The organism is Janthinobacterium sp. SUN206, from assembly GCF_030587305.1.
GTDB classification, from domain to species: domain Bacteria; phylum Pseudomonadota; class Gammaproteobacteria; order Burkholderiales; family Burkholderiaceae_D; genus Janthinobacterium; species Janthinobacterium kumbetense.
In genome coordinates, this window is the sequence record NZ_JAPWIB010000001.1 from 2,244,657 (window position 1) to 2,262,750 (window position 18,094).

Below are 18,094 nucleotides of genomic sequence, written 5' to 3' on the forward strand. Positions count from 1 at the left end.
GCGCTACCATGGCGCCTTCCCCATTTTTTCAGCGCCACCACGACCATGACGTTTACCATCAGCGACGCCGCCTACGGCACCGATACCCCCGCAGCCAAGCACGCCATGTATGCGGACCTGCGTTCGCAACTGCAAGGCTTGCTGGCCGGCGAGAGCGATTTCATCGCCAATACGGCCAACTTCAGTTCGCTGGTCTTCAACACGATGCCGGGCCTCAACTGGGCCGGCTTTTACTTCCTGAAAGGCGATGAACTGGTGCTGGGACCGTTCCAGGGCAAGCCGGCCTGCATCCGCATCAAGAAGGGCCGCGGCGTGTGCGGCACCACCGTGGTCGAAGGCAAGTCGATCGTTGTGCAGGATGTGCACGCGTTTCCTGGCCACATCGCCTGCGACGTCAATTCCCGCTCGGAACTGGTGGTGCCCGTGTTTGCGCAGGGTCAAATCATCGGCGTGTTCGACCTCGACAGCCCCTTGCCCGGCCGCTTCGACGACGTCGACGCGCAAGGCGTCGAATCGCTGGTGCGCGTACTGGAAGCGGCTATCGTTGCCGAATAATCAGTTGCCCGCCTTGACGGCGATGAATTCGCCCTTGCCGACCGTCGCCAGGCACGCCGTGTAGCGGCTGTCGGCGCGGATGGCGTCGATAAAACCGGCCATGTCCGCGTAGTGCGAGCTGGCATTGTCGACCACCAGCACGCCGCCGGCCGCCAGCACGCGGTCCAGCTGCGGCCACCAGGACTCATATTGCTGGCGCGCGGAATCGAGGAAGATGAAATCGTAGGCACCGTCAGCCGCATCGCGCAGCACGTCGCCCGCGTCCGCCAGCAACTGGCCAATCACGCCTTGCAGTTGCGCGCGCACAAAGTTAGCATGCGCCATGTCGAACTTGTCCTGCGCCTTTTCCACCGTCACCACGCTGCCGCCCAGCGGCTGTACCGCACGCGCCAGCCACAGGGTGGAATAGCCGTTCGAGGTGCCGATTTCCAGCACCCGCCGCGCACCGCGCGCATGCACCAGCACGGCCAGCAATTCGCCCGTATCGCGCGTGATATTGAGCATGCGGCTGGCACGCTCCGTATGCGCCGCGTCATTGGTGTTACCGAATGCTTCGAGTTCGCTTAATAAGGTATCGAGGGTATCGATGCTGTGCATGCCGCCTCCTTGTGCAAAACATCAGCATAGCAAAAATACTACGCTTGTGCGCGCTTCAATGGGCGTTTCAGGTACTGCACCATCACCACGCCCAGCAGGGTCACGCCGCCGCCGATCACATCGTAGCTGTGCAAGGTTTCACCGAGGAACAGCATGGCGATGATCACCGTGAACACGGGCAGCAGATTCATCAAAGTCGTGGCGCGGCTCGGTCCCAGCTTGGCCAGACCGTGCATCCACAAGAACGGCGCGACGATGGACGCGGGGATGCCGGCGAACAGCACCAGCGGCAAGCCGGCGCCGGTGACGGGCGGCGCGGACTGGCTCAGGTAATACACGAACAGCACGGGCACGGCGCACCACACCTGGATCAGCAGGGAGTGCCAGTTATTCAGGGGAATCTTCCAGCGCTTGAGCAGCACGCCATAGCCCGCATACGACAGGCACGCCAGCAGCATCAGGGCGTCGCCCACGGCCGCGCCATGGGCGATCAGGGCGGCCGGGTCGCCATGGCTGAGCAAGTAGCCGAGTCCCAGCAGCGACACGAAGCCGCCAAACACGCCGCCCACGGTGGGCGCTTCTTTCAACAGCAAGACGGACAGGCCCACGGCCAGCAGCGGCATCAGCGATGCGAGGATGCCCATGTTGGTGGCCGTCGTCGTTTGCGCCGCGATGTAGGCGAGGCACTGGTACATGACCATGCCCAACATGCCGAGCACAAACAGTTTCCCAAGATATGGTTTCACCACGACCCGCTGCTTCCACACAGCGCGGCCAAACACGAGCGCCAGCAGCACGCCGGCCAGCAGCCAGCGGTAGAACGAGATGGCGGCCGGATCGATCACGCCCACGGCCATCTTGCTGACGATGGTATTGATGGCCCAGATCAGCACGGCGATCACGGGAAACAGATAATGCTTGGCTTTCATGCAGGAACTCCACTATTCAACGAGCACCATTTTCGCATGGTCCGATTCCATGGATATAATGCATATCGGACAAACGATGCAAAGAACAGGACAAAACAGGAGATCCGATGGCCAGCAACCAGCACTTTCCCGCCGTTTCCGACGCCCTGCCCTATCCCGTGTACTTTCGCCTCGACGATTACCACGCGCACCAGCAATTCGATTACCAGAGCCATCCGTGGGGCCAGCTCACGTATTGCTCCACGGGCGTGATGGAAATCATGGTGGCGGGCCAGCGTTACCTGTCGCCGCCCCAGTACGCCGTGTGGATACCGCCCGAAACCTTGCACGACGGCTATATCCGCCAGGATGTCGTGTTTCACTCCGCCTACATCGATGCCAGCCTGTGCGCGCAGTTGCCGGCGCAGCCGTGCGCGCTGGTATTGAGTCCCCTGCTCAAGGCGATCCTCGGCGACTTTGCCGAACGGGGCGTCACCACGCCCGCCACGGCCGCCGACCAGCGCCTGGCGCAAGTACTGGTTGATCAATTGCAGCTGGCGCCGTGCAGCCGCAACTATTTGCCCGGCAGCGACGAACCCGTCATCGCGGCGCTGCTGGCCGCCCTGCAGCTTGATCCCGGCAGTAACCGCTCACTGGCCGAGTGGGCCGCGCAATTGCATGTGACCGAGCGCACGCTGGCCCGGCGTTGCCAGCGCGAACTGGGCATGCCGTTCGGCGAATGGCGCCAGCGCCAGCGCTTCCTGGCCGCCCTGCCCCTGCTGGAACAGGGAGCAACCGTGCAGGCGATCGCGCTGGAACTGGGCTACAGCACGGCCTCGGCCTTCATCGCCATGTTCCGCCGTCAAGGCGGCGGCACGCCGGACCAGTTCCGCCGCGGCCTGCGCTGAAAAAGGGAGCCAGGGGTAGCCGCCTTGTCATATGGGGATGCTAAAATTCAAACATCTTTCCAGAGAGCAAAAGGACGCGCATGAACCCCAGCACCGACACGGCCACCGATACCCAAGGCAGCGAGGACATGCCCCAGGCATCAGCAACGGCCGTGACGGCGCCAGCGCCCATCAAGCTCGACAAGGAAGACGTGCCCACCGTGCTGGGCAAGCTGCGCACCCTGGTGCAGGACAAGACGCGCTTCGAGCCGCACGACATCACGCCGCTGGGCGAGGAAGACGTGCTGCAGGATTTTTCCCTGCAAGCCAATTACGCGCTCGAGGCGCGCTTCGAGCAGCGCGTCATCAACGGCTATTTCGCGCCGGCGGGCAATGACTGCCGCTGTGGCTCACACGAAGTGGGAGCACTCGCTCACGCGCAGGAAAAGGAGCGGCTGCGCCGCGCGGCGGGCAAGCTCGACAATGCCTTGCGCCAGGCGGGCCAGGCCTACAACGGCGTCGAGGCGGGCGTCTACCTGCCGCACGCCGTCAAGTACTGGCACCTCGATACCTGCAACAACTGTTCCGGCAAAGGCCGCATCGGCTGCCACACCTGTTATGGCGCGACGACGGAAACGTGCTGGAATTGCCACGGCGGGCGCACCGTCAGCTGCGACGCGTATGGCTGCTACGGCAGCGGCAAGGTGTCGTGCTCGTATTGCAGCGGCAGCGGCACGGTGTCCGAGCAAGTCACCGATTACGTCACGGTGCAAGTGCCCACTACCACCTACAGCAACGGCAGCTCGCACACCAGCTACCACAGCGAAACGCGCACGCAATACCGCACGGAATATCGCTCTTGCTACCATTGCAGCTTCGGCAAGGTCAGCTGCAACACGTGCCACGGTTCCGGCAACATCAATTGCGGCACCTGCCGCGCCAGCGGCAAGGTCACGTGCCGCACGTGCAGCGGCGTGGGCGACTTGCGCTGCAACCCCTGCGACGGTTCCGGCAAGGTGGGCAAGGCGGCCTGGGTCGACGTGCACGTGGCGCCCGGCTACAGCGTCAGCCTGCCCAAGCAGGCGCCGGACGACGCGCGCCGCATCCGCGACAAGGAAAGCGTGCACTCACTGGCAGCCATCGCCAGCAGCCTGGCCCTGGCGAAAGTGAGCATTTACAATGAAGACCAGCCGCAGGAAGTCGACGCCCTGTATGGCGGCAAGCTGCGCATCGTGCGCCTGGATGCATCGTGCAACGCGGAAAAACATCACCTGGTGGCGTATGGCACGGACTTGCGCTGGCTGACGCTCGATGACATCGTGGAAAAACTGCTGCGCGGCGACCTCAAGGCGCTCAGCGATGCGCTGGCCGGCAGCGCCGACGACGGCCTGTTCTCGGCCCACGTCCAGGGTTTATTGACGCCGCTGCGCGACGTGGCCGCATCGGAACTGAATGCGGACGTGATTGAGTCCGTCCTCAGCGGCGACGCGGACCACGCGCACGTCGATGTCGTTTCCGCCGACTACGCGCAGAACGTGCGCACCTGCGTGCTGGGCGCCCTGCGCCAGGTCTACACGCGGCTGGCCAAGCAGTTCTGGTGGAAAAGCGCGCTGGCCGCGCTGGCCGCCGCCATCGCCGCCTGGTTCTTCGCCGGCCGCGGTGCCGCCGCCGTGGCCGGACTGCTTGTCACGGGCGCCGGTTACTGGCTGTTCAACCGCAAGGTCAAGGCGGTACTCAGCGAGGCGCTGGGCGGCGAACGGCAGGCCGAACGGGCCATGGGCATCGCCGGCAAGGGCCGCCGCAACCAGCTGGCGCAAGTGCTGATCCTCGCCCCCGCCAGCCTGGCCGTGCTGGCCGCCAGCTATGGCTTGCCCGTGCGCGTGCGCCCGGTTTCCGCGCCGCCGCAAACGGCCATGGCGTCGGCGCCCGTCGCGCCCCATGCGCCGGCCGCCGTGCCGCAGGACGCGAGCAGCGCCAAGGCCGTCAAGCTGTATGAAAATGGCGACAAGGCGCAGGCGCTGGCCATGCTGGAAAGCCTGGTCGGCAAGGGCGACGCGGGCGCGTATGGTTTATATGGCTGGATGCTGCTGATGGGCGAAGGCAAGCCCGGCCCTAACACCGCGCCAACGGCGCAGCAGCGCGAAGCGCGCCAGGTGGCCGCCAAGCCCCTGATCGGCAAGGGCCTCGTGAAGAACGACAGCTATGCGCTGACGGCGAAGGGCGTGATGCTGGCCGAAGGCTGGCAAGAGCCGCGCAACATGGCGCGCGGCCTGGACCTGCTGAAACAGGCCGCGAACAAGGGCAATGCGCAAGCCATGCACTTATTGGGCCTGTACCACGTGCGCGGCTACCAGATTCCCGTCAACCACAAGGAAGCGCGCAAATGGTTCACCTTGGCCGCCGACAAGGGCAGCGCGGGCGACATCTACAACCTGGGCCTGATGGACTGGGAAGGCGCGGGCCTGAAACGCCCCGACCGCGCCAGCGCCATGCAGCGCTGGAAAATCGCCGCCGCCATGGGCGAGGAGCGCGCGGTCAAGGCGGTGGCGCAAGGAAAACCTTAGGCGGCTGCGGCCAGCGCCTGCAGGGCCATCGGGTTCGGCGTCGGTTCGCCGACCTTGGTCAGCAGGTTGCGGTCCGTGTGGTGGAACGGCTCATCCTTGCCGCGGATCAACATGACCGTGTCTTCGTCGTAGCCCCAGGTGCCATCGGCGTGGATATCGACCTTGATGCGGTATTCGACGGTGGTGAACGCGTGTTCGAGGAAGGGGTTCGAGCAGATGCCGTACGCCGTCGAATCGCGCTTGGCCACCAGTTCGAAACTGGTGGCGTCCGCCGTCGTCGTGCCGGACGCCATGGCGATCTGGCCGCGCGGGATGGCCAGGGTCTGGATCACGGCGCCCGTGGCTGGCTCCCACAGCCAGTAGCCCACCTGTTCATGATACGTTTTGACTTGATCCGGCTTGGTGATGTGGATGTAGTAGCGCAAGCCGTAGAACAGTTGCGGGCCGTTGGTGACGGGGTCGATCGGTTGCAGCTCGATGCGCTCGACGAAGGCCTGCTTGCGCGGACCGTCGGCCTTCGGCTTGACGTCCAGGCCGCGCGTGCCCGTCCAGATGCCGGCCATGCCGGTCAGGGGACCGAGGTTGTTCAGGGTGTGCACGTCGGCGGACGGCTCGGTGTAGATATCTTCGGGAAAATCGCTCATGCGGAAGTCTTCAAAATGGGGCAACAGTGCTTGCCGCCATTGTAAGACGCGCGCCCGCCGGCGGCAAAGCGCCAGCCGTCAGGGAAACTGCGTAGTGTGGCGCTCGATGAACAGCAGGGCCGCGGCAGCCAGCGCCGGGCGCCTCGTTTCAAACACGTCTGCATCGCGCGCTTGCAGCAGGTTGGCGGCCACCTCGGGCAGGTCCAGTGCACCGCCGATGAACGCCACCACCGCGTCGATATTCGCGTACAGGGCGCTGTCGAAGCCTTCCCAGTCCACATAGGCCAGCCACTCGGCCAGCATCACCACGCCGGCGACGGGCGGCGCCAGGGCCGCGATGCGCTCCAGGCGCAGCACGCTGTCGCTGCGGATATCTTCGTGCTGCAGCACGGCCAGCGCCACGTGCTGCAGCGCGTCTTCCGGATCACGCCGGTACTTGTTCAGCAGGCGCTGCGTGAGCGTAAAACGTTCGATGTCGATGCCGCGCAGCGCGGCCGCTACGTCGTCATCATGCAGCGCCAGGTGGCGCGCCGCGCAAGCGACATCCACGCCGGCTTTCGCGGCGACGATATCGGTGAGCTGCTGCCGGCGCGCCTCATCCATGCTTACACCAGCGGGTCGGTCGAGCCGGTCAGGGTGAAAATCTCGAAACCCGTTTCCGTCACGGCCAGCGAGTGCTCGAACTGCGCCGACAGCGAACGGTCTTTCGTCACCGTCGTCCATTTGTCCGGCAAGACCTTGACCTGGTAGCTGCCCACGTTGAGCATCGGTTCGATCGTGAAGATCATGCCCGGTTCGAGCACGATGCCCGTGCCGGCGCGGCCATAGTGCAGCACTTGCGGCGTGTCGTGGAAGACCTGGCCCACGCCATGGCCGCAGAAGTCGCGCACGGAGGAAAAACCCTGCGCCTTGGCCACCGCCTCGATGGCGGCGCCCACGTCGCCCAGGGTGGCGCCCGGACGCACGGTGTGGATGCCGGCCATCATGGCCTCATACGCCGTGTTGACGAGGCGATTGGCCAGGATGGAGACGGCGCCCACCTTGAAGGTGCGGCTGGTGTCGCCGAACCAGCCCTGGAACTTCGGCGTGACGTCGATATTGAGGATGTCGCCCACTTTCAGGATCTTGGTCTCGGACGGGATGCCGTGCGTGACCACGTGATTGACGGAGATGCAGCTGGCGTGCTTGTAGCCGTGGTAATCGATGGTGCCGGGGATGGCGCCGGCGGCGCGCATGAATTCCTCGCACAGGGCGTCGAGCTTGGCCGTCGAGACGCCCGGTTTCACGAACGGCGCGATGTAGTCGAGCGTGTCGGCGGCGATGCGGCCGGCCGCGCGCATGCCGATGAAGCCTTCTTCGTCGTGCAGGGGGATTTTCTTGCCGTGTTCAAGCTGGGTGGAATAGCGCATGGTTTTCTTCTTGGTTAGTGTGTGGTGTGGGCGGCCCAGCCGCGCACGGCGTCGTGCGAGGCGCGCAGCATGGCGTCGACGCTGGCGGGGATCGGCCGCTCCTGGGTCAGGTAAGGCTTGACGACGGCCACGGGCGCGTCGATCAGCACGAATTTGAGCAGCATGTGATCCAGGTCAAGCTCCGTGGTGGCGGGCATGGCTTCGGCGCAGCGGACAAAGCAGGCATCGAGTGCCGCCTGCTCCTCTTCGACGGCGGCCAGCAATTCCTCGCTGAGGCCACTGCTGAAATCGGGGCTGTCCGCGCATTGCAGCAGGAAGCGCGCATACACGGGCTTGCGCCGGCACCAGTCCAGCAAGCCGTGCACGCCGGCCCACGTATCGCCACCCAGCCAGCGGCTGGCCACTTCCTCGCGGAAGTCGCTTTTCACGCGCAGCCAGGCGCGCGCCAGGATGGCGTTGCGCGAATCGAAGCGGTGATACACGGAGCCGATGGGCGCACCGGCCTTGACGGCGATGGCGGCCATCGAGACGGCGCCCACGCCGCACTGGGCGGCGACGGCGATCGCGCTGTCGATGAAGTTGTTTTCGTTGAATTTGGCTAGTCTGACCATTCAAATAGAATACAGATTCTATTTGAATCCGTCAAGCGGCCCGGTTTGCTGAAAAACGCGTCCAACGCGACTTGCCTTGCTGCCTTACAATGGTATGCACGAACCGCTACAAGGAGAATCCGCTTGCTTACGCCCCCTTTCATCGCCTCCTCCCGCTTCGACGATCCACGCCTGGCGCTGGAACAGGTGCAAGCCATCTACCGCAGCAGCATCGAACACTTGCGCGATGCGCTGCAGCGCTTTGTCGCCGGCGAAGACATGCACGAACGGGTGCGCGCCTGCTACCCCTTCGTGCGCATCCAGACGGACACCGTGGCGCGCGCCGACTCGCCGCTGGCCTACGGCTTCGTCGCCGGCCCCGGCGTGTTCGAGACCACCCTGACGCGCCCCGACCTGTTCGGCGATTATTACCTCGACCAGTTCACGCTGCTGCTGAAAAACCATAACAGCGGCCAGAAAGTGCACCTGGAAGTGGGCGTGAGCGCCCAGCCCATCCCCGTGCATTTCTCGTTCGCCGAGCATGACCATATCGAGGGCAATATGGATGCGGGCCGCCGCCTGGCCATGCGCGACCTGTTCGACCTGCCCGACCTGTCGGCCATGGACGACGGCATCGCCAACGGCACGCACGAACCGGCGCATGGCGAAGCGCAACCGCTGTCGCTGTTCACGGGGCCGCGCGTGGATTACTCGCTGCAGCGCCTGCGCCACTACAGCGGCACCTCGCCGCAGCATTTCCAGAACTTCGTCCTGTTTACCAATTACCAGTTCTACATCGATGAATTCATCCGCCTGGGCCACGCCCTGATGGACCGCGCACCCGACGCCGCCGCGCCCTCGGACGACGACGGCTACGTCGCCTTCGTCGAACCGGGCAACGTGGTCACGCGCCGCGTGGGACAGACGGTGGAAAGCGAGGATGCGCTGGGCGCCGCGCCGCCGCGCCTGCCACAGATGCCCGCCTACCACCTGCTGCGCGCGGACGGCAGCGGCATCACCATGGTCAATATCGGTGTGGGACCCGCCAATGCGAAGACCATCACCGACCATATCGCCGTGCTGCGCCCGCACGCCTGGCTGATGCTGGGCCATTGCGCCGGCCTGCGCACCACGCAAAGCCTGGGCGACTACGTGCTGGCGCATGCGTATGTGCGCGAAGACCATGTGCTCGACGAAGACTTGCCGCTATGGGTGCCGATCCCGCCGCTGGCGGAAATCCAGCAGGCGCTGCAAACGGCGGTGGCGGAAATCACCCAGCTGACGGGGCATGATTTAAAGCACATCATGCGCACGGGGACCGTGGCCAGCACGGACAACCGCAACTGGGAACTGCTGCCGCAGCGTACGCCGGAGCGTCGTTTCAGCCAGAGCCGCGCCATCGCGCTGGACATGGAAAGCGCGACGATCGCCGCCAACGGCTTCCGTTTCCGCGTCCCGTACGGCACCCTGCTGTGCGTGAGCGACAAGCCGCTGCACGGCGAAATCAAGCTGCCCGGCATGGCCAACCACTTCTACCGCGAACGCGTCGACCAGCACCTGCGCATCGGCATCCGCGCCGTGGAACTGCTGCGCCGCCAGGGCGTGGACCGGCTGCACAGCCGCAAGCTGCGCAGTTTTGCCGAGGTGGCCTTCCAATAAAAAAAACGGCGCCGTGAAGGCGCCGTTTTTGATTGTTGCATCGCCTACAGGAAGCGGTCGAGGATCTTGCGCGTCGTCTTGTCGATATTGAACATGTCGCGAATCAAAAAGTGAATGCCGTGGTTGTCGGCGATCAAGAGCGACGCGGCGCCGATGCGGCGGATGTCTTCCTCGCCCTTCAGCACGAACTGCGTCTCGCCCCGGTCCGTGTCGACGTACCAGGTGCACGGCGTGGCGAAACTGGAGACGCTTTTCACGCGCGCGATTTCGGGCATGAATTCGCGCCCTTCCAGCTCTTCCTGCAGCAGGCTGCGCGCCGGCTCGGGCAAGGTGTCGACATGGTCGATCCACGCCACTTCCTTGCCATTGCCCAGCACCAGCGAAATACCTTCGTCGGGCGACTGGATGGGAAAGGCGCGCACGGGCGCCACGCCTTCAAAGACCTGGCCGTCCGCGTCCGTCATCACCAGCTTGCCGAAGGTGTCGCGGTGTAATGTAAAAGTTGTACTGGCCATGCTTATTCCTTGTCATCCAGGGCGAGTTCGTTGTTGCGCGCCTGTGCTTCGTAGAGGCGGAAATAGGCGCCCTCTTTCGCCATCAGTTCATCGTGGCTGCCCACTTCGACGACCTGGCCGCGGTCCAGCACCACCAGGCGGTCGGCGCGGTGCAGGGTCGACAGCCTGTGCGCGATGGCGATCGTCGTGCGGCCCTGCACCAGGTTGTCCAGCGCCTTCTGGATTTCTTTTTCCGTTTCCGAGTCCACCGACGATGTCGCTTCATCCATGATCAGGATGCGCGGGTCGATCAGCAGCGCGCGGGCGATGGAGATGCGCTGGCGTTCGCCGCCGGACAGGCCCTGGCCACGCTCGCCCACCATCGAATCGTAGCCTTGCGGCAGGCGCAGGATGAATTCGTGCGCATGCGCGGCGCGCGCGGCGGCGATGATTTCCTGGCGCGTCGCGTGCGGCTTGCCGTAGGCGATATTTTCCGCGATGGTGCCGAAGAACAGGAACGGCTCCTGCAATACCAGGCCGATATTGCGGCGGTAGTCGGACACGACGAACGAGCGGATATCGACGCCGTCGAGCAAGATCGCGCCTTCCGACACGTCGTAGAAACGGCAGATCAGGTTGACCAGGGTGCTCTTGCCCGAACCGCTGTGGCCCACCAGGCCGATCATCTCGCCCGCCTTGATGTTCAGGGTGATGCCGCGGTTGACGGCGCGGTTGCCATAACGGAAACCGACTTCGCGCAAATCGATGCGTCCTTCGATCTTGTCCAGCTTGACCGGTTGCGCCGGTTCCGGCACGCTCGACACGTGGTCGAGGATGTCGAAGATGCGCTTGGCGGCCGATGCCGATTTCTGCGTCACGGAAACGATGCGGCTCATGGAATCGAGTCGGCCATAGAAACGCGTGCTGTAGGCGATGAAGGCGGTCAGCACGCCGACGGTGATTTCGCCGCGCGACAGCTGCCAGATGCCGAAGCACCAGATGACCAGCAAGCCCATCTCCGTCAGGAAGGACACGGTGGGCGAGAACAGCGACCAGACCTTGTTCAACTTGTCGTTGACGGCCAGGTTATGCGCGTTGGCGTCGCGGAAGCGGGCCGCTTCGCGTTTTTCCTGCGCAAACGCCTTGACCACGCGGATGCCGGGAATCGTATCGGCCAGCACGTTGGTCACTTCGCTCCACACGCGGTCGATCTTTTCAAAGCCCGTGCGCAGGCGGTCGCGCACCAGGTGGATCATCCAGGCGATGAAGGGCAATGGCGCCAGCGTCATGATGGCCAGCCACGGATTCATCGACCACAAAATGACACCGGTCATGATAATCATCAACACGTCGGACGCGAAGTCGAGCAAATGCAGCGACAGGAAGACGCAGATGCGGTCGCTGCCGCTGCCGATGCGCGCCATCAGATCGCCCGTGCGCTTGCCGCCAAAGAATTCCAGCGACAGTTTCATCAGATGTTCATACGTGGCCGAGCGCAAATCGGCGCCCATGCGTTCGGACACCAGGGCCAGCACATACGTCTTGCCCCAGCCCAGCAACCAGGCCAGCAGAGCCGAACCGAGCAAGCCGCTCATGTAGTACACCACCAGCCACGGGTCGATATGCTTGCCGTTCTGATACGGGATCAGCACATTGTCCATCAGCGGCGCCGTCAGATAGGGCGGAATCATGTGCGCAGCCGTACTCAGCAGCATCAGCAGGAAGCCCAGGGCCAGCTGGCCACGGTAGGGATGGGCGAAGCGCCACAGGCGGAACAGGGTCCAGGTCGATGGCGGCGTGTACAGCACCTTGGCGCAGATCGGGCATTCTTCCTGCTCCGGCTCCAGCGGGGCCTTGCAGCTAGGACACACTTCCTGCTCCGCTTCCAGCACGGGCTGGCCCGTCAGGTGGCTGTCGAGGCGCTCGACGAACTGTTCCAGCACGCGGATGGCGTGCAGATTCTGGCCCAAAGTGAAGCGCCACGAAGCCAGGCGACCGTGGTCGTCGAACAGTTCCAGGTGGCCGACACCGGCGTGGTCGTGGTGCGTCAGGCGCAATCCAGGACGGAAAGACCAGCTTTTCCAGGCGGTATCGCCGGGCGAACGGGCCAGTAAACGCTTCTCGGTGACAACAATTATGCCTTTTGTGAAACGTAATCGCGCATCGAGGTCAACCTCAACGCTACTTAAAACGTTCTCCCCTGGAGAAAGGTTGCTCTCGACTTCCGCCAGCCAGTGTTCCGGCAGCGAGGTGAGGGGAATAGTTGTTGCAGGAACACTCAGTTCAGTTGTCATCGTAAAGCATACTCCGGCTCGAGGCCAAGCCCTTCAGGGCGGGATTTGGGGGATGGGGCAGACGCCCGATCAATGTTTGTGTACTGCGCGATGGCGAGGTGGATGCACCAGTGGCAATTTCCTGTATTGTATCGAATGGATGACTGCCGGTAAGGAATGATGGCAAAACGGCGCAAAAAAAATGCGCGGCTGTCGCAGGAAGTGCCAGGCAGGCGCGGCGCTTTTGCAACGCGGCCGCGATACGGGAGCAAGTATACAACAGCCCGCTGTTGCGCAAATGCTCCAGCTTAGCCCAGAGTCGGTATCTTTATAACAAGTATGGCAACAATTAGTAACAATTAGAATGACAACACCAGCAGAATACGAGAAGCAAACGCGACAAGAGGCCGCTAAAAGTGGCACACTGCGCATACCCGGGATAAAGAACCAAGCACGAGCCTGAAAAGACTCTGTAGAGCCAACATAAAGTATCTGGCGCCCAGACGCCTGGCTTGTTATCAAGAAACCACTTACATGATCAAGAAGAAGAACATCGAATTTGCCCGCGTCACCCACTTGCGCGGCCCCAACATCTGGACTTACCGCCCGGTGATTGAAGCCTGGGTCGACATCGGCGAACTGGAAGACTATCCATCCAATACCCTGCCCGGCCTGTACGAACGCCTGGTGGCGTGGCTGCCCGGCATGATCGAGCACCGCTGCGGCGTGGGCGAACGGGGCGGCTTTTTCGAGCGCCTGCGCGAAGGCACGTGGTCGGCCCACATCCTCGAACACGTGGTGCTGGAGCTGCAAAACCTGGCAGGCATGCGCACGGGCTTCGGCCAGACACGCTCGACCAGCCAGCGCGGCGTCTACAAGATGGCCTTCCGCACGCGCGAAGAGCACGTGGGCCGCGCCGCCCTGGCCGCCGCGCGCGAACTGCTGATGGCCGCCATCAACGATGAAGCCTACGACCTGGAAGCGGCCCTGGCGCCCCTGCGCGACATGGTCGATTCGCGCTGCCTGGGCCCGAGCACGGCCAGCATCGTCGATGCCGCCACCGAGCGCCGCATCCCTTCACTGCGCCTGAACGACGGCAACCTGGTGCAACTGGGCCACGGCGCCGCGCAGCGCCGCATCTGGACGGCCGAAACGGACCGCACCAGCGCGATTGCCGAAGGCATCGCCAGCGACAAGGATCTCACCAAATTCCTGCTCAAGTCGTGCGGCGTGCGCGTGCCCGAGGGCAGCCTGGTGCGCAGCGCCGAAGCGGCCTGGGAAGAAGCACAGGACATCGGCGTGCCCGTCGTCGTCAAGCCGTATGACGGCAACCATGGCCGCGGCGTGTCGCTCAACCTGATGACGGAAGCGGACGTGAAGGCAGCCTACGACCTGGCCGCGCGCAAGGGCGACAGCTCGGCCGTGCTGGTGGAAAGCTTCATCACGGGCGACGAACACCGTCTGCTCGTCGTCGGCAACAAGCTGATCGCAGCCGCCAAGGGCGAATCGCTGTGGGTCGACGGCGACGGCGTCTCCACCGTGCTGGAACTGGTGAACACGCAGATCAATACCGACCCGCGCCGCGGCGAAGGCGAAGATTTCCCATTGGGTACCGTCAAGCCGCACGAATCGGGCGAAATCGTGCTGGAACTGCAGCGCCAAGGCATGACCGCCCTGTCCGTGCCGCAGGCGGGCCAGAAAGTGCTGATCCAGCCGAACGGCAACGTGGCCATCGACGTCACGGACGACGTGCACCCGTCCGTCGTGCATGCGGCCCTGCTGGCCGCCCGCGTCGTGGGCCTGGATATCGCCGGCATCGACCTGGTCACCACCGACATCACGCGTCCGCTGGAAGAGCAGCGCGGCGCCATCATCGAAGTCAATGCCAGCCCCGGCCTGCTGGCGCACATCAAGCCGGGTGTGGGCCAGCCCCGCCCTGTTGGCGCGGCCATCGTCGACCACCTGTTCGCCGCCGAGGAAACGGGCCGCATTCCGCTGATCGGCGTGACGGGCACGCGCGGCGCCAGCCTGATCGTGCGCATGCTGTGCAAGCTGCTCAACCTGTCGGGCCTGCACACGGGCGCCGTCTGCAGCGAAGGCATGTACCTGGACCAGCGCCGCGTCGTCAGCAGCGATTGCGTGAACTGGGACGCGGGCCAGCGCCTGCTGCTCAACCGCACCGTGCAGACGGCCCTGTTCGAAAGCAATCCGCGCATGATCCTGGCCGAAGGCCTGGCCTACGACAAGTGCCAGATCGGCGTCGTCACGGACATGGGCAGCCTCGATAGCGTCAAGGATTTCGACGTGCTGGACGAAGCGGGCCTGTACAAGGCCGTGCGCAGCCAGGTCGACGTGGTGGTGCCGACGGGCGTGGCCGTGCTGAACGCCGCCAACGCGCACGTGCTGGAACTGGCCGAGCTGTGCGACGGCAGCGTGATCCTGTATGCGCAGGACGGCAGCCTGGCCGCCATCGCGGCGCAACTGGCCGCCGGCCAGCGCGCCGTGTTCGTGCGCGGCAACCACATCGTGCTGGCCGAAGGCGGCATCGAAACGGTCTTGCTGTGCCTCGACTTGCTGAAACCGGCCACGGCCGGCAATGTCGACAGCGTGCTGGCCGTGGCGGCCGCCGCCTGGGCCCTGAACCTGCCCGTCGACCTCATTTGCGCGGGCCTGCGCACCTTCGACGCGGCCCCCGGCTGCATCGGGAACTGAAAACCAGAGACCTCAAACCAAACCTACTGCGCGGCGCGATTTGCGGCCTCCGATGCTCACTGTGCATCCGCACAGCTCCGCTTCTCGGCCACAAATCCCATCCGCTCGCTACGGTTTAATTTGACGTAAAAGCCCGGCTACGGCCGGGCCCACAAGAACACAACAGGATTACGGTTTAATTATGGAAGTATCTCGCGTACGGGCCTTGCGGGGCCCTAACCTCTGGAGCCACGACACCGCCGTGGAAGCCATTGTTTCCTGCACCACGCAGGAACTCGACATCGCCCAGCTGCCCGGCTTCGAAGCCCGCCTGCGCGCGCTCTTCCCGCAACTGAGCCCGCTGCAACCGCTGGGCAACTACAACGCCGCGCCGATGGCGCAGGTGCTGGAACTGGCGGCGCTGGGCCTGCAGGCGCAAGCCGGCTGCCCCGTCACCTTCAGCCGCACCACGCCGACCCTGGAAACGGGCATCTTCCAGGTCGTCGTCGAATATTCGGAAGAAGCCGTCGGCCGCCTGGCCCTGGAACTGGCGCAGCAGCTGTGCCAGGCCGCCCTGGCCGATGCGCCGTTCGACCTGGCCGGCGCCCTGCACCAACTGCAGGAACTCGATGAAGACGTGCGCCTGGGCCCCTCGACGGGCGCCATCGTCAACGCCGCCGTGGCCCGCAACATCCCGTTCCGCCGCCTGACCGAAGGCAGCCTGGTGACGTTCGGCTGGGGCAGCAAGCAGCGCAAGATCCAGGCCGCCGAAATGGACGGCACCAGCGCCATCGCGGAAGCCATCGCGCAAGACAAGGAACTGACGAAAAAACTGCTCGATTCTGCCGGCGTGCCGGTGCCGCACGGCCGTGTCGCCATCGATGCGGACGACGCCTGGGCCGCCGCCTGCGAGATCGGCCTGCCCGTCGTCGTCAAGCCGAAGGATGGCAACCAGGGCAAGGGCGTGACCGTCAACGTCACCACGCGCGAACAGCTGACGGCCGGCTTCCTCGCGGCGCAGGAATTCCGCGACGATATCCTCGTCGAGCGCTACCTGCCGGGCCACGATTTCCGTTTGCTCGTCATCGGCAACAAGATGGTGGCAGCGGCCCGCCGCGACCCGCCGCAAGTGGTGGGCGACGGCCAGCACACGGTGCGCGAACTGGTCGACCAGGTCAACCTGGACCCGCGCCGCGGCAGCGGCCACGCCACCTCGCTGACGAAAATCCGCTTCGACGACATCGCCCTGGCCAGCCTGGCCAAGCAGGGCTATGTGGCCGAATCCGTGCCGCCCGTGGGCCAGCGCGTGATCTTGCGCAATAACGCCAACCTGTCGACGGGCGGCTCGGCCACCGACGTCACCGTCGACGTGCACCCGGAAGTGGCGGCGCGCGCCGTCGCGGCCGCGCACATGGTGGGCCTGGACATCTGCGGCGTGGACGTCGTCTCCGAAAGCATTTTGAAACCGCTGGAAGAGCAGAACGCCGGCATCGTGGAAGTGAACGCCGCGCCGGGCTTGCGCATGCACCTGGCGCCGTCGTTCGGCAAGCCGCGTCCCGTGGGCGAAGCCATCATCGCCGCCATGTTCGCCGAAGGCGACGATGGCCGCATTCCCGTGGTCGCCGTCACCGGCACCAACGGCAAGACCACCACCGTGCGCCTGATCGCCCACCTGCTGACGGCTTCCGGCCTGCGCACGGGCATGACGAACACGGATGGCGTGTACATCGAAGGACGCCAGATCGACAGCGGCGACTGCAGCGGCCCGCGCAGCGCGCGCAACGTGCTGCTGCACCCGGACGTGGACGCGGCCGTGTTCGAGACGGCGCGCGGCGGCATGCTCCGCGAAGGCCTGGCATTCGACCGCTGCCAGGTCGCCGTGGTGACGAATATCGGCGCGGGCGACCACCTGGGCCTGAACTACATCACCACCGTGGAAGACCTCGCGGTCCTGAAACGCGTGATCGTGCAGAACGTGGCCGACAGCGGCGTGGCCGTGCTGAACGCCACCGACCCTGCTGTGGCGCGCATGGCCAAGAATTGCAGCGGCACGGTGACCTTCTTCGCCGCCGACAAGACGCATCCCGTGATGGCCACGCACCGCGCGCAAGGCAACCGCGTGGTGTACGTGGAAGACGGCAAGCTGGTCGCGGCGCAGGGCAACGAGCGCCACGAAATCGCCCTGTCGCAAGTGCCGATCACGCGCAACGGCGCCATCGGCTTTCAGGTCGACAACGTCATGGCGTCGCTGGCCGCCGCCTGGGCGGTGGGCCTGAACTGGAATACCATCGCGCTGGGCCTGAAAACCTTCGCCAATGAAGCCGACAATGCGCCGGGCCGCTTCAACGTCTTCGATTATCGTGGAGCCACCCTGATCGCCGACTACGGCCACAATCCGGACGCCATCCTGGCGCTGGTGCAGGCCGTGGAAAGCATGCCGGCCAAGCGCCGCTCGGTGGTCATCAGCGGCGCCGGCGACCGCCGCGACGAAGACATCCGCCAGCAGACGGAAATCCTCGGCGCCGCGTTTGACGACGTGCTGCTGTACCAGGACCAGTGCCAGCGCGGCCGCGCCGACGGCGAAGTCGTGGCATTGCTGCGTCAGGGCCTGGACGGCGCCAAGCGCACCAGCCATATCGATGAAATCAACGGCGAATTCGTCGCCATCGACAAGGCCCTGGCGCGCCTCGGTGAAGGCGATTTGTGCCTGATCCTGATCGACCAGGTGGAAGAAGCGCTGGCGCACATCGCCAAGCGCGTCGCCGAAGCCTGAGCGCTGTAACAGTGCACACAAGGGCGGCCTGCGGGCCGCCTTTTTTTATC

14 protein-coding genes are annotated in these 18,094 nt (G+C 64.7%); 6 read left to right on the forward strand and 8 right to left on the reverse strand.

The features are described 5' to 3' along the window. Positions 1-45: 45 nt before the first annotated feature. Positions 46-555: a GAF domain-containing protein gene (locus O3300_RS10150; protein ID WP_305052843.1), complete on the forward strand. Its 510-nt coding sequence runs from the start codon at positions 46-48 to the stop codon at positions 553-555. Here the strand turns inward: O3300_RS10150 and O3300_RS10155 are convergent, their stop codons facing one another. Beyond that, positions 556-1,152 (reverse strand): O-methyltransferase, encoded by a 597-nt coding sequence (locus O3300_RS10155; RefSeq protein ID WP_180278714.1) that lies wholly within the window; start codon positions 1,150-1,152, stop codon positions 556-558. A gap of 38 nt (positions 1,153-1,190) precedes the next feature. Continuing rightward, positions 1,191-2,081 (reverse strand): DMT family transporter, encoded by an 891-nt coding sequence (locus O3300_RS10160; protein WP_305052844.1) that lies wholly within the window; start codon positions 2,079-2,081, stop codon positions 1,191-1,193. Between the two features lie 107 nt (positions 2,082-2,188). On the opposite strand from O3300_RS10160, the gene O3300_RS10165 reads away from it, so the two are divergent. Next, positions 2,189-2,968: a helix-turn-helix transcriptional regulator gene (locus O3300_RS10165; protein ID WP_289898580.1), complete on the forward strand. Its 780-nt coding sequence runs from the start codon at positions 2,189-2,191 to the stop codon at positions 2,966-2,968. A gap of 80 nt (positions 2,969-3,048) precedes the next feature. Beyond that, the gene (locus O3300_RS10170; RefSeq protein ID WP_305052845.1) at positions 3,049-5,511 is read left to right on the forward strand and encodes a hypothetical protein; all 2,463 of its coding nucleotides are present in this window, start codon (positions 3,049-3,051) and stop codon (positions 5,509-5,511) included. Here O3300_RS10170 and O3300_RS10175 read toward each other — a convergent pair. The 4 genes from O3300_RS10175 to O3300_RS10190 all read right to left on the reverse strand — a co-directional run bounded on the left by O3300_RS10175 (position 5,508) and on the right by O3300_RS10190 (position 8,175). Beyond that, positions 5,508-6,155, reverse strand: coding sequence for an FABP family protein (locus tag O3300_RS10175; RefSeq protein WP_251350406.1), 648 nt, complete (start codon positions 6,153-6,155; stop codon positions 5,508-5,510). The genes O3300_RS10170 and O3300_RS10175 overlap by 4 nt on opposite strands. 78 nt (positions 6,156-6,233) lie before the next feature. Further along, the gene (locus O3300_RS10180; protein ID WP_305052846.1) at positions 6,234-6,758 is read right to left on the reverse strand and encodes a hypothetical protein; all 525 of its coding nucleotides are present in this window, start codon (positions 6,756-6,758) and stop codon (positions 6,234-6,236) included. A 2-nt stretch (positions 6,759-6,760) separates the two neighbouring features. After that, positions 6,761-7,564: a type I methionyl aminopeptidase gene (map, locus tag O3300_RS10185; RefSeq protein WP_099666967.1), complete on the reverse strand. Its 804-nt coding sequence runs from the start codon at positions 7,562-7,564 to the stop codon at positions 6,761-6,763. Between the two features lie 14 nt (positions 7,565-7,578). Next, positions 7,579-8,175, reverse strand: coding sequence for a TetR/AcrR family transcriptional regulator (locus O3300_RS10190; RefSeq protein WP_034783384.1), 597 nt, complete (start codon positions 8,173-8,175; stop codon positions 7,579-7,581). A 123-nt stretch (positions 8,176-8,298) separates the two neighbouring features. Here O3300_RS10190 and O3300_RS10195 point away from each other — a divergent pair, with 123 nt between their 5' ends. Then, positions 8,299-9,813 carry an AMP nucleosidase gene (locus O3300_RS10195; RefSeq protein ID WP_305052847.1) on the forward strand — a complete coding sequence of 505 codons (1,515 nt, stop codon included), beginning with the start codon at positions 8,299-8,301 and terminating at the stop codon, positions 9,811-9,813. 44 nt (positions 9,814-9,857) lie between these two features. Here the strand turns inward: O3300_RS10195 and O3300_RS10200 are convergent, their stop codons facing one another. Together O3300_RS10200 and O3300_RS10205 are read right to left on the reverse strand one after the other, a co-directional pair. Beyond that, positions 9,858-10,328: a DUF1854 domain-containing protein gene (locus tag O3300_RS10200; RefSeq protein ID WP_099666965.1), complete on the reverse strand. Its 471-nt coding sequence runs from the start codon at positions 10,326-10,328 to the stop codon at positions 9,858-9,860. A 2-nt stretch (positions 10,329-10,330) separates the two neighbouring features. Continuing rightward, a complete protein-coding gene (locus tag O3300_RS10205) occupies positions 10,331-12,601 on the reverse strand; it encodes an ABC transporter ATP-binding protein (protein WP_305052848.1) in 2,271 nt (756 codons plus the stop codon). Between the two features lie 513 nt (positions 12,602-13,114). Here O3300_RS10205 and cphA (O3300_RS10210) point away from each other — a divergent pair. Further along, positions 13,115-15,292 (forward strand): cyanophycin synthetase, encoded by a 2,178-nt coding sequence (cphA, locus tag O3300_RS10210; RefSeq protein ID WP_305052849.1) that lies wholly within the window; start codon positions 13,115-13,117, stop codon positions 15,290-15,292. A 181-nt stretch (positions 15,293-15,473) separates the two neighbouring features. Further along, entirely contained in the window at positions 15,474-18,044 is a 2,571-nt protein-coding gene (cphA, locus tag O3300_RS10215; protein WP_305052850.1) for a cyanophycin synthetase, read from the forward strand. Positions 18,045-18,094 lie beyond the last annotated feature (50 nt).

Coding starts and splice junctions, on each gene's coding strand:
- O3300_RS10165 (WP_289898580.1), top strand. CDS start 2,189: ATGGCCAGCAACCAGCACTTTCCCGCCGTTTCCGACGCCCTGCCCTAT.
- cphA (WP_305052850.1), top strand. CDS start 15,474: ATGGAAGTATCTCGCGTACGGGCCTTGCGGGGCCCTAACCTCTGGAGC.
- O3300_RS10175 (WP_251350406.1), bottom strand. CDS start 6,155: ATGAGCGATTTTCCCGAAGATATCTACACCGAGCCGTCCGCCGACGTG.
- O3300_RS10200 (WP_099666965.1), bottom strand. CDS start 10,328: ATGGCCAGTACAACTTTTACATTACACCGCGACACCTTCGGCAAGCTG.
- cphA (WP_305052849.1), top strand. CDS start 13,115: ATGATCAAGAAGAAGAACATCGAATTTGCCCGCGTCACCCACTTGCGC.
- O3300_RS10205 (WP_305052848.1), bottom strand. CDS start 12,601: ATGACAACTGAACTGAGTGTTCCTGCAACAACTATTCCCCTCACCTCG.
- O3300_RS10160 (WP_305052844.1), bottom strand. CDS start 2,081: ATGAAAGCCAAGCATTATCTGTTTCCCGTGATCGCCGTGCTGATCTGG.
- O3300_RS10150 (WP_305052843.1), top strand. CDS start 46: ATGACGTTTACCATCAGCGACGCCGCCTACGGCACCGATACCCCCGCA.
- O3300_RS10155 (WP_180278714.1), bottom strand. CDS start 1,152: ATGCACAGCATCGATACCCTCGATACCTTATTAAGCGAACTCGAAGCA.
- O3300_RS10170 (WP_305052845.1), top strand. CDS start 3,049: ATGAACCCCAGCACCGACACGGCCACCGATACCCAAGGCAGCGAGGAC.
- O3300_RS10190 (WP_034783384.1), bottom strand. CDS start 8,175: ATGGTCAGACTAGCCAAATTCAACGAAAACAACTTCATCGACAGCGCG.
- map (WP_099666967.1), bottom strand. CDS start 7,564: ATGCGCTATTCCACCCAGCTTGAACACGGCAAGAAAATCCCCCTGCAC.
- O3300_RS10180 (WP_305052846.1), bottom strand. CDS start 6,758: ATGGATGAGGCGCGCCGGCAGCAGCTCACCGATATCGTCGCCGCGAAA.